The following is a 16,501-nucleotide window of genomic DNA, read 5'->3' on the forward strand; positions in this document are numbered from 1 at the left end:
CGGTCAGGGGTCGATGGTCCCCGCACCTTGGGCTGCTGCCAGTTTCACACGTCGGCTATGCAGAATTACGTAGATGGGCAGTCCCGACAAGAGCAGCAGAAGCCCCCACATGCCCGCCGTCGGCCCGGACCCATAGATGGTCCACATGGCGAACAGGAATGCGACAAAGGCGATGGGGATGTAGGTACGCGGCGAGAAATAGCCGAGGCTGCGGCCGAGGGTCAGATAGAGGGTGCCCTCCACCAGGCAGCAGAAGACATAGGGCACCATCTCGGCCACCGTGGAGAGTTCCACCACGAAGTCATAGACCGCGATGAGGGCCGAGGTGCCGCTGGATTGCAGGGTGAGCAGCAGCGAGGACAGGCCCACCGAGATGACGATGCCCTTGGCCGGCGCACCGCCCTTGTTCAGGTCCGCGAACACCTGGGGCAGCACGCCGTTGCGCGCCGCCGCCATGGGCACTTGCGACATGAGCAGCGTCCAGCCGTTGAGCGCGCCCAGCGAGGAGAGCATGGCCGCCGCGGCGATGACATAGCCCGCCCACGGCCCCCACATGATGGCTGCGGCGTCCGAGAAGGGGGCGGAGGACTGGGCGAGCGCCCCCCGGCCCATGACGCCCATGACCACCAGCGTGCCCAGCGTGAAGATGAGCGCGGCGGTGGCCGTGCCCACGATGGTGGAGATGAAGATGGTGCGCTGGGGGTTCTTCACGTCGCCCGCCGGAACGGTGGCGGATTCGATGCCCAGGAACGCGAACATGGTGAGCGGCGCGGTGGCCGACAAAGCGGTGAAGAACGGGTCCGGCGTGGGATTGATGGGGGTGAAGGTGCCCCAGTCCACCCAGAACAGGCCGACGAAGGCGATGCCCAGGAACGGCACCAGCTTCACGGTCACCATGAGCATCTGGAACTGGCCCGCTTCCTTCACGCCCCGGATATTGATGAGGGCCACCGCCCACATGCAGCCGAGCGCGATGGCGAGATTGGTGAGCGGCATGTCCGCCAGAGCGGGGAAGAACACCCGCAGATAGCCCACGAAGGCCAGCGCCATGGCGGGCTGGGAGGCCCACATGGAAATCCAGTAGCCCCAGGCGATGAGGAAGCCGGCGAAGTCGCCGAAGCCCATGCGGGTATAGGCATAGGGCCCGCCCGCCGCCGGGGCGAGCCGCCCGAGCCGGGCGAACACTAGGCCGAGGCACATGGCCCCCACCGACATCACCACCCAGCCGATGAGCGCCACCGTGCCGTAGGGCGCCAGCGCCGCCGGGGCCAGGAAGAACCCGGAACCCACCACGTTACCTATCACAAGACAGGTACAGGCCCATACGCCGAGCGTTCGCGGCGCCGCATTTTCCCCCGACACGGCCAACCCCATTTTTCCCCGCCAGCGGGCAGCTTCACATTGCTCTGGTGAAGCGTCAACCAATGGCGGCGGCTGAATTCAGGGCGTCTGCCCGGCTTTTGGCCGGTGGTGAAGGGGTACGCCAGGGCGACGCGCGGGCTTTGGCGCTGCGCGGGCTTCGGTGTCAGGGGCGGTTCTGCATGTGCATGGCGAGCGCCTCCACCTGGGGCAGGATGAGGCCGGTCAATTCCGGGTCGGTGACGGTCTCCGCGAAGGCCTGCCGGAAGCAGATCAGCCATCCGTCGCGCTCGGCCGGGCCGATGGCGGCGGGGAAGTGGCGGCGGCGCAGCATGGGCGCGCCGTGCTTCTGCACGAACAGAGGCGGGCCGCCCAGCCAGAAGGAGAGATAGTCGAACAGCTTCTCCTCGCTGCCCGCGAGGCTTTCCGGATGGATGGCCCGGCAGGCGGCGGCTTCGGGCAGCGTGTCCATCAGGTCGTAGAAGCGCCGGGTCAGGCGCTTGATGGTCCGCTCCCCGCCGATGCGGTCATAGAGGGAGGCGGCGCTGGTTTCGGTCTCGGGAGAGGTCATGGGCGTCTCGGGCAGGATCGTCTCGTCGGGTCGGGCGCCTTATAGCGGGCGCGCCTTCTCGCGGGCTTGTTCCAGATCATCCGGCGTATTCACATTGAAGAAGATTTCCGCCTCCGCCGCATAGGTGGCGGTCTCCTGGGGCGGCAGGATCGCGGCGTCGAGCCCGGTGATGAAGCGCTCCAGCCGCAACTCGCCGCGCACCAGGAAAGGCGGCACCAGGGGCGCGATGCGCCGGGCATAGACCGCGTGCAGCGGCTGGAGGCCGTAGCCGTCGCGCGGCACCGCCGCGTCCTGCGTGCCGATGCGTGCCGCCAGCGCCCGGATGAGCGGCGGGGAGATGAAGGGCATGTCGCAGCCGCACACGAACACGTTTGGCGTCGGCGCATTGAGGAGCGCGCTATGCAGCCCGCCCAGCGCCCCGTGGCCGGGCATGGCGTCCGGGAAGATGGGCACGCCGCGCTCCGTATAGGGCGCGGGGTCGTTTGCGATCACCATCACATGGGCGCAGGTCTCGGAGAGACGGTCGAGGATGCGATCGATCACCGCCGCGCCGCCCACGGTCATGAGGGCCTTGTTCACATGGCCCATCCGCCGCGCCTGCCCGCCCGCCAGCACCACGCCCGTGAGTTCCTCCAGCCGGTGTCCGCCCATGTGTCCGTCTTTCTTTTGTGTCGCCCTGTCTCTTTAGCACTGAAGCGCGGGTGGTTCCCTGTTTGCGCCCGGTCTGCCCCCTCCCACCCCTCCCCCGCAAGCGGGAGAGGGCTTCACCGTCCGCTTGCGGCAAGGGCCCACGTGATCCCGAGCGCAACAAAAGCCCCCTCTCCCGCTTGCGGGGGAGGGGTGGGGAGGGGGAAGATGGTGCAACTTTTTCGAGTATCGGACATCGTGTGGCCGACGATCCGCCCCTCACCTCCTGGCGCGTGCAGACCGGGCAGCGCAAGCACGCGCGGCGCCTCCGTGCGGGCCAGACCGATGCCGAGCAATCGCTCTGGTCCGCTTTGCGTGCTCATCGCCTTGAGGGCCTAAGCTTTCGCCGCCAGCACCCCATCGGCCCCTTCATCGCCGATTTCGCCTGCCTGCCGTGCCGTCTGGTGGTCGAGCTGGATGGCGGCCAGCACTACATGATCAGTGGGCGGGCCAGGGACAGCCGTCGCGAGGCGATGCTGAACGAGCTTGGTTTTCTCGTTCTGCGTTTCAGCAATCTGGATGTGCTTGAGAACCGGGACGGCGTGTTGGAGGTGATCGCGGCTGTGGCGAAGGAGCGGAGCGGGAGATAGGCGGCGGCGCCTTTTACCTGCGCCCCCTTTCCCCCTCCCCACCCCTCCCCCGCAAGCGGGAGAGGGAGCTTTTGTTGCGCCAGGAAATGAAGTGGGCCCTTGCCGCAAGTGGACGGTGAAGCCCTCTCCCGCTTGCGGGGGAGGGTTGGGAGGGGGCAGGCCGGGCGCGCCACCAGCCGCGCCAAGCCTCACGTCCCGCGCGGCTTGGCGCGGCTGGTGGCGGGGGCGCTGGCGGGGTCTTCGGGCCAGGGATGCTTGGGATAGCGCCCGCGCAAATCGGCCCGCACGTCCCGCCAGGAGCCGCGCCAGAATTGCGGGAGGTCGCGCGTGACCTGGATGGGCCGGTGGGCGGGGGAGAGCAGGGACAAGGTGAGCGGCACCTTTCCCCCGGCGATGGCAGGATGGGCGGTGAGGCCGAACATCTCCTGCACCCGCACGGCGAGGACCGGCCCCTCCTCCTCATAGAGAATGGGCAGGCGCGAGCCCGCGGGGGTGTCGAAATGGGTGGGGGCCTCCGCTTCCAGGCGCGCGCCCAGCTGGTAGGGCAGCAGCGCCCGCAGCGCGTTGGAGACCGCGTCGGCGCCGATGTCGGACAGCGCGGTCTTTCCGTCGAGAAAAGGGACGAGCCAGTCCTCGATGGTCGCTTCCAGGGCGCTATCGGACATATCGGGCCAGGGCTCGCCCTCGGCGCGGCGCAGGAAGGCCACCCGGTCGCGCCATTGGGAGAGGGCGGCGGTCCAGGGCAGGCGGGACAGGCCGAGGCCCGCAATGCCGCGTGCGAGAGCTTGGGCCGTCGCCTCGCCGGGCGGCACCGCGCGCGGGCGGTCCGCCAGGACCAGGGCGCCGAGGCGACGGGTTTCGCGGGCGCGCACCGCCGCCGCCTGCGGATCGAAGGCGATCTCCAGGCCGGACGTGATGTCGGCGGCGAACAGGCGCTCCAGCTCCGCCTCGGGCAAGGCGGCGGCGAGCGTGATGCGCGCGCCTTCGGCCCGCCCCGCCACTTCGGCCACGGCCAGATAGGGCGCGCGGGCAAGGGCGGCGGCGGGGTCCATGACGGCGCCGCGCCCGTTGGCCAAAAGGAAGCGCGTGCCGTCGCCCCGGCTTTTCGCCACCCGGTCGGGATAGGCGGTGGCGAGCAGCGCGGCGGGGGAGGGGGGCGGTCCCGACGCCGCGCCGGAACCGGCGAGGTCCGTCCAGCGGGCGGCGAGCCGCCGGGCATCGTCGGCGCGGCGGGAGCGGTCGGTGCGGAAACCGTCGAGCCGCTGGAGAAGGTCCGCGCCTTCCCCGCCCAGGCCCCGTTCCACGAGCACCGCCGCGATCTCGGCGGCCTTGGCCCCAACCCCGGCCTCCCCGCCCGTCACCACCATATGGGCGAGGCGCGGGGGCAAGGGCAGGCGCTCCATGCGCCGCCCCATGGGCGTGACGGCGCCGTCGTCATCCAGCGCGCCCAAGAGGCGCAGAAGCACTTTCGCCTCGGAGACGGCGGGCACGGGCGGGGGATCCAGGAAGGGCAGGCTGCGCGGGTCGCGCACGCCCCAGGCGGCGAGGTCCAGCACCAGGCCGGACAGGTCGGCGGCGAGGATTTCCGGCGTGGCGAACGGCTGGAGGCTCGCGGTCTCGCCCTCGCCCCAGAGCCGGTAGCAGACGCCCGGCTCGGTACGCCCCGCGCGCCCGCGCCTCTGGTCGGCGGCGGCGCGGGAGACGCGCACCGTCTCAAGGCGCGTGAGGCCCACGTCCGGCTCGAAGCGCGGCACGCGGGCAAGGCCGCCATCCACCACCACGCGCACCCCCTCGATGGTGAGGCTGGTCTCGGCGATGGAGGTGGCGAGCACCACCTTGCGCCGTCCCGGCGGGGCGGGCGACACCGCCCGGTCCTGCTCCGCCGCATCCAGCGCGCCGAACAAAGGCACGATGTCCACGTCCCGGTCGGTGACGCGGGTGCGCAGCGTCGTCTCGGTGCGGCGGATCTCGGCGGCGCCGGGCAGGAAAGCGAGGATGGAGCCGCGCTCAGTGGAGAGCGCGCGCAGCACCGCGTCCGCCACCTGCCGGTCGATGGGCGCGCGCGGGTCGCGGCCGAGATAGCGCGTCTCCACGGGGAAGGCGCGGCCCTCGCTCTCCACCACCGGGGCGGGCGCGCCCTCCGGCCCCAGAAGCGCGGCCACGCGCGCGCCGTCCAGGGTGGCGGACATGGGCAGGATGCGCAGGTCGTCCCGCAGCCCGGCCTGGGCGTCCAGCGCCAAGGCGAGGCCGAGATCGGCATCCAGCGAGCGCTCGTGGAACTCGTCGAACAGAACGGCGGCGATGCCGGGCAGATCGGGATTATCGAGGATCATGCGCGTGAACACGCCTTCGGTGATCACCTCGATGCGGGTGCGGCGGGAGACCTCCGCCTTCAGGCGCACCCGGTAGCCCACCCGCTCGCCCACCGCCTCGCCGAGGGTGCGGGCCATGCGCGCGGCGGCGGCGCGGGCCGCGAGGCGGCGGGGCTCCAGAACGAGGATCTTGCCGCCCTTCACCCAGGGCTCGTCCATGAGGGCGAGGGGCACGCGCGTGGTCTTGCCCGCGCCCGGCGGCGCCACCAGAACCGCGGCGCTGTGCGCGGCCAGCGTCTCGCACAGCGCGGGGAGCACGGCGTCGATGGGCAAGGGGGTGTCGAACGCGGGCGTTTTGGCCATGTGCCCGCGTTACCACAGACCCGGGACCGCCCGGAAGCGAGGCGCGGGCGCGGGAGGGCGACAAATGCGCGGCCATCCCCTATCTAGACCACACGACCCGCACCTACGGAAACCGCCGCCTCCCATGTCGTCCGCTCCCGCTTCCCTCACCGACAAGGTCCGCCCCTTCACCTTCGACAGCGCGATCGCCGCCACAGCCTTTCTGGGGCCCCGAGCGGTGTTCGTGGAGGACCAGGGCACGGCCTTGCTCACCGGAGGCGAGGAGACGCGGGTCAAGCTGCATGACGGCGTGGTGCTGGAAACCGTGGGCGACGGGCGGCGTCTGCTCACGGCGGGCGACGACGGCACGGTGCGCGCGCTCGGCGCGGACGGCACGGTGAGCACCCTTGCCGAGCACAAGAACCGCTGGATCGACCATGTGGCCCTGGGGGCGGACGGCAGCTTCGCCTATTCGGTGGGGAAGACCGCCTATTTCGTGCCCGCCAAGGGCGAGGAGCGGCGCGCGCTGGACGTGGCCTCCACGGTGGGCGGGCTCGCCTTCGCGCCCAAGGGCACCCGGCTCGGCATCGCCCATTATGGCGGGGTGACGCTCTGGTTCCCCAATGCGGCCGGGGTGAAGCCGGAAGGGCTCGGCTGGAAGGGCTCGCATCTCGGCGTCGCGTTCAGCCCCGACGGACGCTTCCTCGTGACCACCATGCAGGAGCCCGCCTTGCACGGCTGGCGCCTGTCGGACGGCGGCCATATGCGCATGAGCGGCTATCCCGCGCGGGTGAAATCCTACGCCTTCACGGCGGACGGAAAATGGCTCGCCTCCTCCGGCTCGGGCGAGGCGATCCTGTGGCCGTTCCAGAGCAAGGAAGGCCCCATGGGCAAGCAGCCCGCCATGCTGGCGCCCGCGCCCGACACGCGGGTCGCCCAGGTGGCGTGCCATCCGAAAGACCCGGTGGTGGCCGTGGGCTATGAGAACGGCATGGTGCTGATGGCCCGTATCACCGACGGGGCGGAAATCCTGCTGCGCGCGCCCGACGCCTCCCGCATCACCGGCTTGGCCTGGCGTGCGGACGGCGGGGCGGTGGCCTTCGGCACCGAGGGCGGCGCGGGCGGGCTGCTGGAATTCTGAACGGCTATTCGGGGGGCTGCGGCGTCAGGCGACGCCGGAGCGCACCGCGCAGCGCACCAGTTCGGAGACGCTGGTGGCCTGGAGCTTGCTCATCACATTGGCCCGGTAGACTTCCACCGTGCGCGGGCTGATGTCGAGGATGCGCGCGATGACCTTGTTGGCGTCGCCCGCCACCAGACGGTCGAACACCTGCCGCTCGCGATGGCTGAGGGTGGCGAGCCGGCTCATGAACAGCTTCAGCGTGGCATCGAGTTCCTCGTCGCCGCAGCGTTCCATGGCGGACTTGAGGGCCGAGAGCAGCACCTCGTCGTCGAACGGCTTCTCGATGAAGTCGGCGGCGCCCAGCTTCATGGCCTCCACCGCCAGCGGCACGTCGCCATGGCCGGTCATGAGCACCACCGGCAGCCCGCGCCCGCTGGAGCGCACCCGGCGCAGCAGCTCGATGCCGTCGATCTCGGGCATGCGGATGTCCGACAGGATGCAGCCCACCGGCAGTTCGGCCAGATGGTTCAGAAAGGCCGGGGCCCCGTCATAGAGGCGCACGGAGAAACCGGAGGAGCCGAGCAGGAAGGCCAGCGATTCCCGCATGGCCTCGTCGTCATCCACCACATGGATCAGATTATTTTCCATCGTCACGGGGCTCTTCGTTGTCACCGGCGGGAAGCGTCAGGTGGAAGAAAGCCCCGCCGTCCTGGTTCTGCTCGACCCACAGCTTGCCGCCATGGGCCTCGATGATGGTTCTGCTGATGGACAGGCCGACGCCCATGCCATGCTCCTTCGTGGTCACGAAGGGCTGGAACAGGCGATCCACCACCTCGGGCGCGAGGCCCGGTCCGGTATCTGAAACACCGATCTCCACCATATTATCCTCACTCGGCCGGGCGGAGAGGGTGATCTGGCGTCGCGGGCACGCATGCATGGCGTCCACCGCGTTGCGGATGAGGTTCACCAGCACCTGCTGGATCTGGACCCGGTCGGCAATCACCGTGGACACGTCCGGATGCAGGTCGAGGCGCGAGACGATGCCCGCCTCGCGCCCGCCCACCAAGGCGAGCGCCGCGGCCTCGTCGATGAGCTGGGACACCTTTTCCAGGCGCCGGTCGGTCTCGCCGCGCGAGACAAAATTGCGCAGCCGCCGGATGATCTGGCCCGCCCGCACCGCCTGCTCGGACGCCTTGTCCAGGGCCGCCGTCACCTTGGGCAGCGCTTCCAGGTCTTCCTGGTCCAGAAGGCGGCGGCACCCTTTCAGGTAATTGCTCACCGCCGCCAGCGGCTGGTTCAACTCGTGCGCCAAAGTGGAGGCCATCTCGCCCATGGCGGTGAGGCGCGAGACATGGACCAACTCCGACTGCAGCACCTGGAGCCGGGCCTGGGTCTGCTGGCGCTCGGTGAGGTCGGTGATGAAGCCGGTGAAATGCACTTCGTCGCCGGAGCGCATCTCGCCCACCGCCAGCTCCATGGGGAAGATGGAGCCGTCGCGGCGCTGGCCGTTGACGATGCGTCCCCGGCCGATGATGCGCTTCTGTCCGGTGCGCCGGTAATGGCCGAGATAGCCGTCATGGCGGCTGCGGTCGGGCTCGGACATGAGCATGGACACGTTCCGGCCCACCGCCTCTTCCGCCGACCAGCCGAACAGATGCTCCGCCGTGGCGCTGAAGGAGCGCATGATGCCGTCCTCGTCGATGACGATCATGGCCTCCGGCACGGTGTCGAGGATGGAGCGCAGATGCGCCTCGCGTGCCCGCAATTCGGCTTCCGCGCCCTTCTGGGCGTCGATGGCGAACACGACGCCGCGCATCCAGGCGGGGCGGCCCGCGTCATTCTTGCGGACCTGTCCCTGGGAGCGCACCCAGCCCACCTGCCCATTGGGGCGCAGCACGCGGAAATCGATGGCATGGCGCGTGCCGCCCGCCAGCGCGCGCGCAATGGCCTCGTCGCGGGCCTCGCGGTCGTCGGGATGCACCACCTCGCGCAAGGCGGCGAGGTCCGCCGCCAGAACCTCGCCCATGCCCAGCAGGCGCGCGCAGGTGGCGGACATGAGGAGGCGGTTGTGTTCGAGGTCGAGGGACCAGGTGCCGATCCCCGAATCATCCAGCGTCGCGCGCAGATCCTCCGCCGCAAGCAGCGGGTCGGCGATGCCGGTATCTTGAAGAGGAGGCGTCATGCGCAAGAGGTTGTTTCTGGCCCTGAGGCAATGGCGGCCGATGAGTATGAGAAACGGAAACGCATCTGGTTCGGAAATGGACAATTTCGCAAGTGGACAATCTGCCTGGGTTGTACTCCGCGGCGGATTTCACGAAGGGCCGCCCCGGAGGAACGGCCCTTCGCGAGAGAAGGTCAGTGGGACAGGAAGAGCGGCACGGGATTGGCCTTGAGCAAGGACTGCGTCACCCCGCCGGCCAGCCACTCCCAGAACATGGAGTGCTTGTAGGCACCCATTACAACCAGATCCGTGGGGTTGCGCTCCAGATAGCGCAACAGGGTCTGGGCGATGCCGTCCGGGCCCACAGGCAGGTCGGTCTCGGTCACCTTGACCCCGTGCCGGGCCAGCCACAAGGCGGCGTCGGCACCGGGAACCTTGCTGGACAGGGACTTCTCGTCCACCACGCTGATCAGGTCCACGGCGTCCGCCGTCTTCAGCAGCGCCATGGCGCCGGTGACGGCTCGGGCCGCCTGGAGGCTGCCGTCCCACGCCACGGTGATCCGCCTGGCGCTGAACGTCTCGGTGTTCGGCGGCACGAGGATGACCGGATGGCCGCCCTCGAACAGGGTGCTCTCGATCAGGCCGCGATCCACATCGATGGTGGCGGTCTCCGAATCGAGCACCACCACATCATGGACGCGGGCCAAGGCGACGAAGCTCTTCAGCAACTCGGGATAGGCGAGCTGGTGGCTTTCCACTGTGCAATTGACACCGGCGGCGGCGGCTTCGTCGCGGCTGTGTTCCGCCACCTTCTCCGCCAGCGCCTTGAGGCGCCGGTTCTCGGCGGCGACGAGATTGTTCGCGAAATCGCTTATCACGGCGTGGTGCAGGCTGATGCGCACCGAGGTGGCCTGGACCGTCAGATGGGCCTGGCACTGGCGCGCCATGGTGAGCGCGTAGCCGAGAGCCGATGCGGGCTCGCTCACGCCTTCTTCCGTGGTGCCGACGAGGATGCTTTTGATGCCCTGAGCCATTGGTTTCTCCCTTGGTTGCCACTCACGATCTGAGCAAGGGGGCCCCCCTGCGTTGAGCCAGATCAAGGGCGGGTTCCCTATGGGAATATACGTAGGTCGTCCGTCGGGCGTTCGCCACATGCGCAGCGGCTTCCGGCTGGCCCCAAACTCGCTTATGAACGCTGTGGAAAGGGCTTCGGCGGGGTGGGGCCGGAGCGGGACGAACGGATGCGGGCGCTCATCGGCCATAGTGGCTTTGTCGGGACGAATCTGAAGGCGTCGGCGGCGTTCGATGGCGTGTTCAATTCGCGCAACATCGCGGACCTTGCCGGCCGCTCCTATGACCTTGCGGTCTGCGCGGCGGCTCCGGCCACCATGTGGGCGGCCAATAACGACCCGGCGGGCGACCTTGCGGGCATCGACGCGCTGATCGCCGCCATCTGCGGCGCGCGCATCGGGCGCCTCGTCCTCATCTCCACCATCGCGGTGCTGGACGACGCGGCGGCGGGCTATGACGAGACGAACGCGCGGTTCGAGACCGCCAAGGCCTATGGCCGCAACCGGCGGCACCTGGAGGTGCGGCTGGCGGCGCGGTTTCCCGACATCCACATCCTGCGCCTGCCGGCCCTGTTCGGTGAGGGCCTCAAGAAGAATTTCCTGTTCGACCTCATCAATCCCGTGCCCTCCTTCCTGAAGCCGGAGAAGCTCGCGGAACTGTCGCGCACCATGACGCCAGAGGCGGCGACTTTAGTGGAGCGGCTGTTCACGGCGGATCCGGCGCTGGGCATGATGCGGTTCGAGCGCGAGGAGGCACGCCGCAGCGGGGCGCTGCCGGTGCTGGAAGCCGCGTTCGCCGCGGCGGGCTTCACGGCGCCGCGCTTCACCAATAGCGAGAGCCGCTTCCAATATTACGGCCTGCATCATTTGTGGGACGATATCGAGCAGGCCGTGTCGCAGGGCCTCCCGGTGCTGCATACGGCGAGCGCGCCCCTGCGGGCGGGCGACATTCACGCCGCGCTCACGGGCCAGCCCTTCGCCAATGACGGGCCGCCGCTCTATGCGGAAGACATGCACAGCCGCCATGCCGCCGCCTGGGGCGGGACCGGGCCCTATCTGCGTTCCGCCGAGGCGACCCTGGCGGAGCTGAAAACCTTCTTCGACACGGCGCGCGCATGATGCGCCTTGCCGTCTCCAACATCGCCTGGCCCGCCGCCCAGGCCGACGCGGTCTATGACGTGCTGGCGGAACTCAGCGTGCCGGGGCTGGAGATCGCGCCGGGCATCCTGTTCGCGGGCGAGCCGGACCCCTTCGTGCCGTCCGAGGCCGCGCTGCGCACCGTGACGGCACGGCTCGACAAAGCGGGGCTCACGCTCTGTTCCATGCAGTCCCTTTTGTTCGGCGTGGCGGGCGCGGAGCTGTTCGGCGCCCCCGAGGCGCGTGGCGCGTTCGAGGGCGGGCTGCTGCGGGCCATCGCGTTGGCGGGGCGGCTCGGCATTCCCAATCTGGTGGTGGGCTCGCCGCGCAACCGGGTGATCCCGGACCTGTTCTCGCCGGAGCAGGTGCGCGAGATCAGCCTGAAGCTTTTCCGCCGGTTGGGGGACCGGGCCGCGCAGGCGGGCTGCGTGCTCGCCATGGAGCCGAACCCCGCCGTCTACGGCACCAATTTCCTCACCACCCTGGAAGAGACCGACGCCTTCGTGCGGGCGGTGGACCATCCGGCGGTGCGGGTGAATTTCGACGTGGGGGCGATGCATGTGAACGGCGCCTTCGCGCATCTCGAGGCGGCGCTGGCCGTGTCCCGGCCTCGCATCTCCCATGTGCATCTGAGCGAGCCCCAGCTCGGTCCCGTCCCCGGCTCGGTGGACGAGGCCCGCATTGTGTTCGCCGCCCTCACGGCGGCGGGCTGGGAGGGCTGGGTCTCCATCGAGATGCGGGCCGACCCCGACGACCCGGTGGGCGCCGTGCGCCGCGCCGTCCGCGCCACCCTTTCAGCCATGGGAGCGGCCTGATGGAGCCTGCCTTGCCGGTGCCGGAGCGTACGCCGAGAGGGGATTTCCTGCTCTCTTTGGCCGTGGTGGGCCTGACCTGGACGCCCGACCAGGTGGCCGCCCTCGCCCGCATCGCCACCCGCCTCGCCCGGCGCTACCAGTTCTGGGAAATCGTGGTGGTGGCCTCCATCGAGGAGGAGGTGTCCTCCGCGCTGGCGGCGCAGCTGGGCGCGATCCCCAACATGCGGCTGCTGCGGGTGGACGAGGTGGATAATTTCTACCGCCTGCGCCTGGCCGCCGCCTCCGAGGCCATCGGCGACGTGGTGGTGATCACCACCGGCTCGGAGATGGAGCTGATGGACCTCCCGGCGCTGGCCGACAAGGTGTGGGGAGGGGACGAGGCCATCGTGATGATCCGCGAGCGCCAGGGCATCCTCGTCTCGGTGTTCTTCGGCATCCTCGGCTCGCTCATCAACTACCGGATCGATCCGCGCGACACGCTCACCGCCGGTTTCCCGCGCACCTGGCTGAGCCGCGTGCTCGCCCGGCCGGACGCGGACCTGCTGCTGCGCTTCGAGCGGCGCACGGGCGGCGGGCATTTCCGCCGCGAGACGGTGCCCGGCGGAGTGCAGGTGCCGCGCGCGCTGCGCTCCGTGGGGCGGCGCTTCCGCCTGCTGGCAGACCTTCTGGCCAGCGCCGCGCCGCGCGTGCTGCGCACCGTGTCCGCCTTCTCCTTCGCGGTGGCGCTGTTCGCGGTGGTCTATGGCGTCTATGCGGTGCTGATCTGGCTGCTGAAGGACAATGTGCAGCCCGGCTGGCTCACCACCTCGCTGGTGCAGGTGGTGATCGTGGGCTTCCTCGGCGTCACGGTGGCGGGCATTTCCATCGGCATCGTCAAGCTGCTGGACCGCATCGAGGGCATGCTGCGCTATACGATCGTGGACGAGCTGAACACCGTGGACTTCTTCAGCAAGGTCACGGACCTGAATGTCGAGCGGCGGCATCGCGAGCCGGAAGAGGAGGCATCATGACGGCCCAAACCGCGGTTGAGGCGGAGATCGCCCGGCGCGGCTGGCAGGTGCCGGCCTTCACCGTCCAGGCGCTGCGCGAGAAGCGCGCCCGCTATTGCCTGATCGTTCCGGTCATCAACGAGGGCGAGCGCATCCGCCGGCAGATGGCCGAGACGGCTGCCCTCGGCTTTTGCGACCTCATGGACGTGATCATCGTGGACGGCGGCTCCACGGACGGCTCGCTGGCGGAGGATTTCCTGCGCGAGACGGGGGTGCGCACGCTGCTCACCAAGACCGGGCCCGGCAAGCTCTCCGCGCAGCTGCGATGCGCCTATGCCTATGCGCTCATCGAGGGCTATGACGGCATCATCACCATCGACGGCAACGGCAAGGACAGTGTGGAAAGCCTGCCTTTGTTCGTGAAGGCGCTGGATGCGGGCATCGACTATGCGCAGGCCTCCCGCTTCATCACGGGCGGGGAGGGGATCAACACCCCGCTCTCGCGGCTCATAGCCATCCGCCTGCTGCACGCCCCGGCTTTGAGCCTTGCCGGGCGGCGCTGGTTCACCGACACCACGCAGGGCTATCGCGCCTATTCCGCCCGCTACCTGCTGGACCCGCGCGTGCAGCCGTTCCGCGACGTGTTCGTGCGCTATGAATTGCTCGCCTATCTCACCGCGCGGGCGGGGCAGCTCGGCTATCGCACCTCCGAAGTGCCGACCCGCCGCGCCTATCCGGCCAACGAGGCCATCCCCACCAAGATCGGCGGCGCCCACGCCCATCTCGATTTGATCAACGTGCTCTGGAAGACGCTGCGGGGCGACTACAACCCGCCGCGCGCCTGAGGCGGACATGGCGCGTCCGGATTATGATTTCGCGGTGATCGGGGGCGGCTTCTACGGCTGCTGCCTCGCGCTGCTGCTGCGCTCCATCAGCGACCGCGTGGTGGTGGTGGAGGCGGGGGAGGGGCTGCTGGAGCGCGCCTCGCGGGTGAACCAGGCGCGCATCCATACCGGCTTCCATTATCCGCGCTCCTTCCTCACCGCTTTGCGCTCCATGGTGCTGCACCGCCGCTTCGCCCTCGATTTCCCCGAGGCGGTGGTGGACGACTTCACCATGCTCTACGCCATCGCCCGGCGGCGCTCGAAAGTGTCGGCGGCGCGCTTCCTGCGCATGTTCGAGGATCTCGGCGCCCCCATCGTCCCGGCCGGGCGCCAGGAGAGCGCGCTGTTCTCCCCCGAACTGGTGGAAGCCGTGTTCAATGCGCGCGAATGGGCGTTCGACTATCGCGCCCTGCGCGAACGCCTCACGGAGCAACTGGACCGGAACAAGGTGGAGATCCGCTATGGCGCCATGGTGGACAGGCTGGAGCCGGGACCGGAGGCGGTGGGCGTCAGCCTGTCCAACGGGACCAACTTCACCGCCGGCACGGTCTTCAACGTCACCTATGCCATGCTCAACGCGGTGCTGCGGGAGAGCGGCATCTCCACCCTCGCCCTCAAGCACGAATTCGTGGAGATCGCCCTCGCCCTCCCGCCGGAGGAATTGAAGGGCCGGGCCGTGACCGTCATGGACGGCCCCTTCTTCTCCATGATGCCCTATCCTTCAGTGAACCTCTATTCGCTGACCCATGTGCGCTACACGCCCCATTATTCCTGGCTGGACGGGAATGTGACGGCGACCCCCTACGAACTGGCGGAGCGCCTGCCCCGCGCCTCGCGCTGGCGGCACATGATGATGGACGCCCGGCGCTACATGCCGTGCCTGGGGGGGCTGGAATGGCAGTCCTCCCTGTTCGACGTGAAGACGCTGCTGCTGAAGAACGAGCGCAATGACGGGCGGCCCATCCTGTTCCACCGCCATCCCGACGCGCCCAACGTCATCTCCGTGCTGGGCGGGAAGATCGACAATGTCTACGACCTGTTCGAGGCGCTGCCCTTGGAGGATGCCCGCTGGCGGCGGGTGGACCTGTCCTGCCTGCTGCCCGGCGCGGCCGCGGCGCGCATCGCGTGAGGGGAGGGACCATGCTCGGCTCGCGTGAACTGCGCTATCTCGCCGTGGTGGTGGCGGGATATGGCGTCGATTTCGGCGTTTCCTTCTCGGCCTTCAAGCTGCTGGGCCTGCCCTTGCCCGCCGCCGCCTGCGTGGGCTTCGCCCTGGCGGTGGCGTTCAACTATCTCGCCCACGAATTCTGGACCTTCGCCGGGACCCGGCGCACCGGCTATGGCGCGCGCTTCGGCAAGTTCATCGGCGTCGCCCTGTTCACACTGCTGGTGCGCGTGGGCGTGATCTTCGCGCTCGACCCTTTCGCCTCTTCGGACATGGCCCATGCGGCGCTGCTGGTTGGGGCGGCGGGCGTGTCGCTGGGGGTGAACTACGTGCTCACCCGCTTCGCGGTGTTCGGCGGCCGGGACATGGAGCCGATGGCATAAGACATCCGCCGCTACCCACGACCCGCACCGAAGCGGACGGATGTGATGTCGGCGATGCGCTAGAAGCGGAAGTTTGCTCTGGCTATCTCGAATGGCCGATTTGGGGCCGACTGCCGACAGTCCACTATCGGAGTAAGCTCAGCGAATAGCTGCCGTTTGGCCCCGCCTAAGCGCATCGTCCGCGACGGCGAACTGACCTATTGGGTGGCCGAAAATTTCTTACCCATTGGGCGGCAAGCCTGAACGCAACAGCCTCTTGGAATAGAACCCTTGCAGTCAGAATCTGTGCCTGAGGGCTAGCCATTACGATTCCAGAATGAGGCTGAACTGAGTAGTAGCCTGTCATCGCCGAGGCGCCGGCAAATCTGGTCCTGCGCGCGATGGCATTTAGCGTCCCACGGTTTTCAAGCCGATAAGTGGTCACCGATATATGTTCGCTGCCGGGCGGAGCGCCCGGATGAATGGCCGGCCTGAACTGCTGTAATCCTAAGCGGGCGATCTCGATCGATTGTCGGTCGATCGCCTGGTTTTCTTAATCGACAAAAGCGATCTTAATCGACTGGTCGGGGACTGCCTCAGCGTCCATCGCATGAGCGCAAAACTACTGGGGTGGTGGCACGTCGGTGATAGCCGACCCGAGCCCGTCACTAGATAGGCCAGCGCGCCGTCGGTGCGTTGGAGGGGGTTGATGCTGGTCCCCGCCATCCGGATATCTCCGCTGGTCGACCGTGGCCGGTCGTGAATGAGGTGCGCAAGACAGGGGTGCCAGATGCATCTCTTACTTCCCCTAGGTGACATACCCATAAACGGGATTCCCAGCGGAGCGTTGTTTTGATTCACTGATCTCAACCCTGGAGGTTGAGATGGCGCGCTTTGACCTGACGGATTTCGAGTGGTCGGTGATCGCACCGCT

15 protein-coding genes are annotated in these 16,501 nt (G+C 68.7%); 8 read left to right on the forward strand and 7 right to left on the reverse strand.

Features of this window, described 5'->3' with window-relative positions; genetic code table 11:
- Nucleotides 1-3: 3 nt before the first annotated feature.
- From EJJ38_RS13325 to mobA, 3 genes are all read right to left on the reverse strand, one after another.
- Complete coding sequence (locus EJJ38_RS13325; RefSeq protein ID WP_127090639.1) at nucleotides 4-1,374, reverse strand: amino acid permease; 1,371 nt, start codon at nucleotides 1,372-1,374, stop codon at nucleotides 4-6.
- Between the two features lie 151 nt (nucleotides 1,375-1,525).
- Nucleotides 1,526-1,930, reverse strand: a complete 405-nt coding sequence (locus EJJ38_RS13330) for a group II truncated hemoglobin (RefSeq protein WP_127090640.1) — start codon at nucleotides 1,928-1,930, stop codon at nucleotides 1,526-1,528.
- Between the two features lie 39 nt (nucleotides 1,931-1,969).
- Complete coding sequence (mobA, locus tag EJJ38_RS13335) at nucleotides 1,970-2,581, reverse strand: molybdenum cofactor guanylyltransferase (RefSeq protein WP_127090641.1); 612 nt, start codon at nucleotides 2,579-2,581, stop codon at nucleotides 1,970-1,972.
- A gap of 236 nt (nucleotides 2,582-2,817) precedes the next feature.
- Here mobA and EJJ38_RS13340 point away from each other — a divergent pair, with 236 nt between their 5' ends.
- Nucleotides 2,818-3,207: an endonuclease domain-containing protein gene (locus EJJ38_RS13340; protein ID WP_245454243.1), complete on the forward strand. Its 390-nt coding sequence runs from the start codon at nucleotides 2,818-2,820 to the stop codon at nucleotides 3,205-3,207.
- A 188-nt stretch (nucleotides 3,208-3,395) separates the two neighbouring features.
- Here EJJ38_RS13340 and hrpB read toward each other — a convergent pair whose 3' ends face one another.
- Nucleotides 3,396-5,882: an ATP-dependent helicase HrpB gene (hrpB, locus tag EJJ38_RS13345; RefSeq protein WP_127090642.1), complete on the reverse strand. Its 2,487-nt coding sequence runs from the start codon at nucleotides 5,880-5,882 to the stop codon at nucleotides 3,396-3,398.
- Between the two features lie 124 nt (nucleotides 5,883-6,006).
- Between hrpB and EJJ38_RS13350 the strand changes: the two genes are divergently transcribed.
- The gene (locus tag EJJ38_RS13350) at nucleotides 6,007-7,002 is read left to right on the forward strand and encodes a WD40 repeat domain-containing protein (RefSeq protein ID WP_127090643.1); all 996 of its coding nucleotides are present in this window, start codon (nucleotides 6,007-6,009) and stop codon (nucleotides 7,000-7,002) included.
- A gap of 24 nt (nucleotides 7,003-7,026) precedes the next feature.
- Here the strand turns inward: EJJ38_RS13350 and fixJ are convergent, their stop codons facing one another.
- From fixJ to EJJ38_RS13365, 3 genes are all read right to left on the reverse strand, one after another.
- The gene (gene fixJ / locus EJJ38_RS13355) at nucleotides 7,027-7,632 is read right to left on the reverse strand and encodes a response regulator FixJ (RefSeq protein ID WP_127090656.1); all 606 of its coding nucleotides are present in this window, start codon (nucleotides 7,630-7,632) and stop codon (nucleotides 7,027-7,029) included.
- The gene (locus EJJ38_RS13360) at nucleotides 7,622-9,166 is read right to left on the reverse strand and encodes a PAS domain-containing sensor histidine kinase (RefSeq protein ID WP_127090644.1); all 1,545 of its coding nucleotides are present in this window, start codon (nucleotides 9,164-9,166) and stop codon (nucleotides 7,622-7,624) included. The genes fixJ and EJJ38_RS13360 overlap by 11 nt, the downstream gene beginning before the upstream one ends.
- 173 nt (nucleotides 9,167-9,339) lie before the next feature.
- Nucleotides 9,340-10,179 carry a universal stress protein gene (locus tag EJJ38_RS13365; RefSeq protein ID WP_127090645.1) on the reverse strand — a complete coding sequence of 280 codons (840 nt, stop codon included), beginning with the start codon at nucleotides 10,177-10,179 and terminating at the stop codon, nucleotides 9,340-9,342.
- Between the two features lie 207 nt (nucleotides 10,180-10,386).
- Between EJJ38_RS13365 and EJJ38_RS13370 the strand changes: the two genes are divergently transcribed.
- Genes EJJ38_RS13370 through EJJ38_RS13395 form a run of 6 tightly spaced genes read left to right on the forward strand, consistent with a single transcriptional unit; the run spans nucleotide 10,387 to nucleotide 15,588 of the window.
- Entirely contained in the window at nucleotides 10,387-11,334 is a 948-nt protein-coding gene (locus EJJ38_RS13370) for an NAD-dependent epimerase/dehydratase family protein (RefSeq protein ID WP_127090646.1), read from the forward strand.
- A complete protein-coding gene (locus EJJ38_RS13375) occupies nucleotides 11,331-12,167 on the forward strand; it encodes a sugar phosphate isomerase/epimerase family protein (RefSeq protein ID WP_127090647.1) in 837 nt (278 codons plus the stop codon). Before EJJ38_RS13370 ends, EJJ38_RS13375 begins: the two co-directional genes overlap by 4 nt.
- The gene (locus EJJ38_RS13380) at nucleotides 12,167-13,177 is read left to right on the forward strand and encodes a hypothetical protein (RefSeq protein WP_127090648.1); all 1,011 of its coding nucleotides are present in this window, start codon (nucleotides 12,167-12,169) and stop codon (nucleotides 13,175-13,177) included. The genes EJJ38_RS13375 and EJJ38_RS13380 overlap by 1 nt, the downstream gene beginning before the upstream one ends.
- On the forward strand, nucleotides 13,174-14,001 hold the full coding sequence (locus EJJ38_RS13385) for a glycosyltransferase family 2 protein (protein WP_127090649.1): 828 nt from the start codon (nucleotides 13,174-13,176) through the stop codon (nucleotides 13,999-14,001). Before EJJ38_RS13380 ends, EJJ38_RS13385 begins: the two co-directional genes overlap by 4 nt.
- A gap of 7 nt (nucleotides 14,002-14,008) precedes the next feature.
- Complete coding sequence (locus EJJ38_RS13390) at nucleotides 14,009-15,169, forward strand: NAD(P)/FAD-dependent oxidoreductase (RefSeq protein ID WP_127090650.1); 1,161 nt, start codon at nucleotides 14,009-14,011, stop codon at nucleotides 15,167-15,169.
- An 11-nt stretch (nucleotides 15,170-15,180) separates the two neighbouring features.
- The gene (locus EJJ38_RS13395) at nucleotides 15,181-15,588 is read left to right on the forward strand and encodes a GtrA family protein (protein WP_127090651.1); all 408 of its coding nucleotides are present in this window, start codon (nucleotides 15,181-15,183) and stop codon (nucleotides 15,586-15,588) included.
- Nucleotides 15,589-16,501 lie beyond the last annotated feature (913 nt).

Origin of the sequence: Aquabacter cavernae, assembly GCF_003993795.1 — a bacterium.
GTDB classification, from domain to species: Bacteria; Pseudomonadota; Alphaproteobacteria; order Rhizobiales; family Xanthobacteraceae; genus Aquabacter; species Aquabacter cavernae.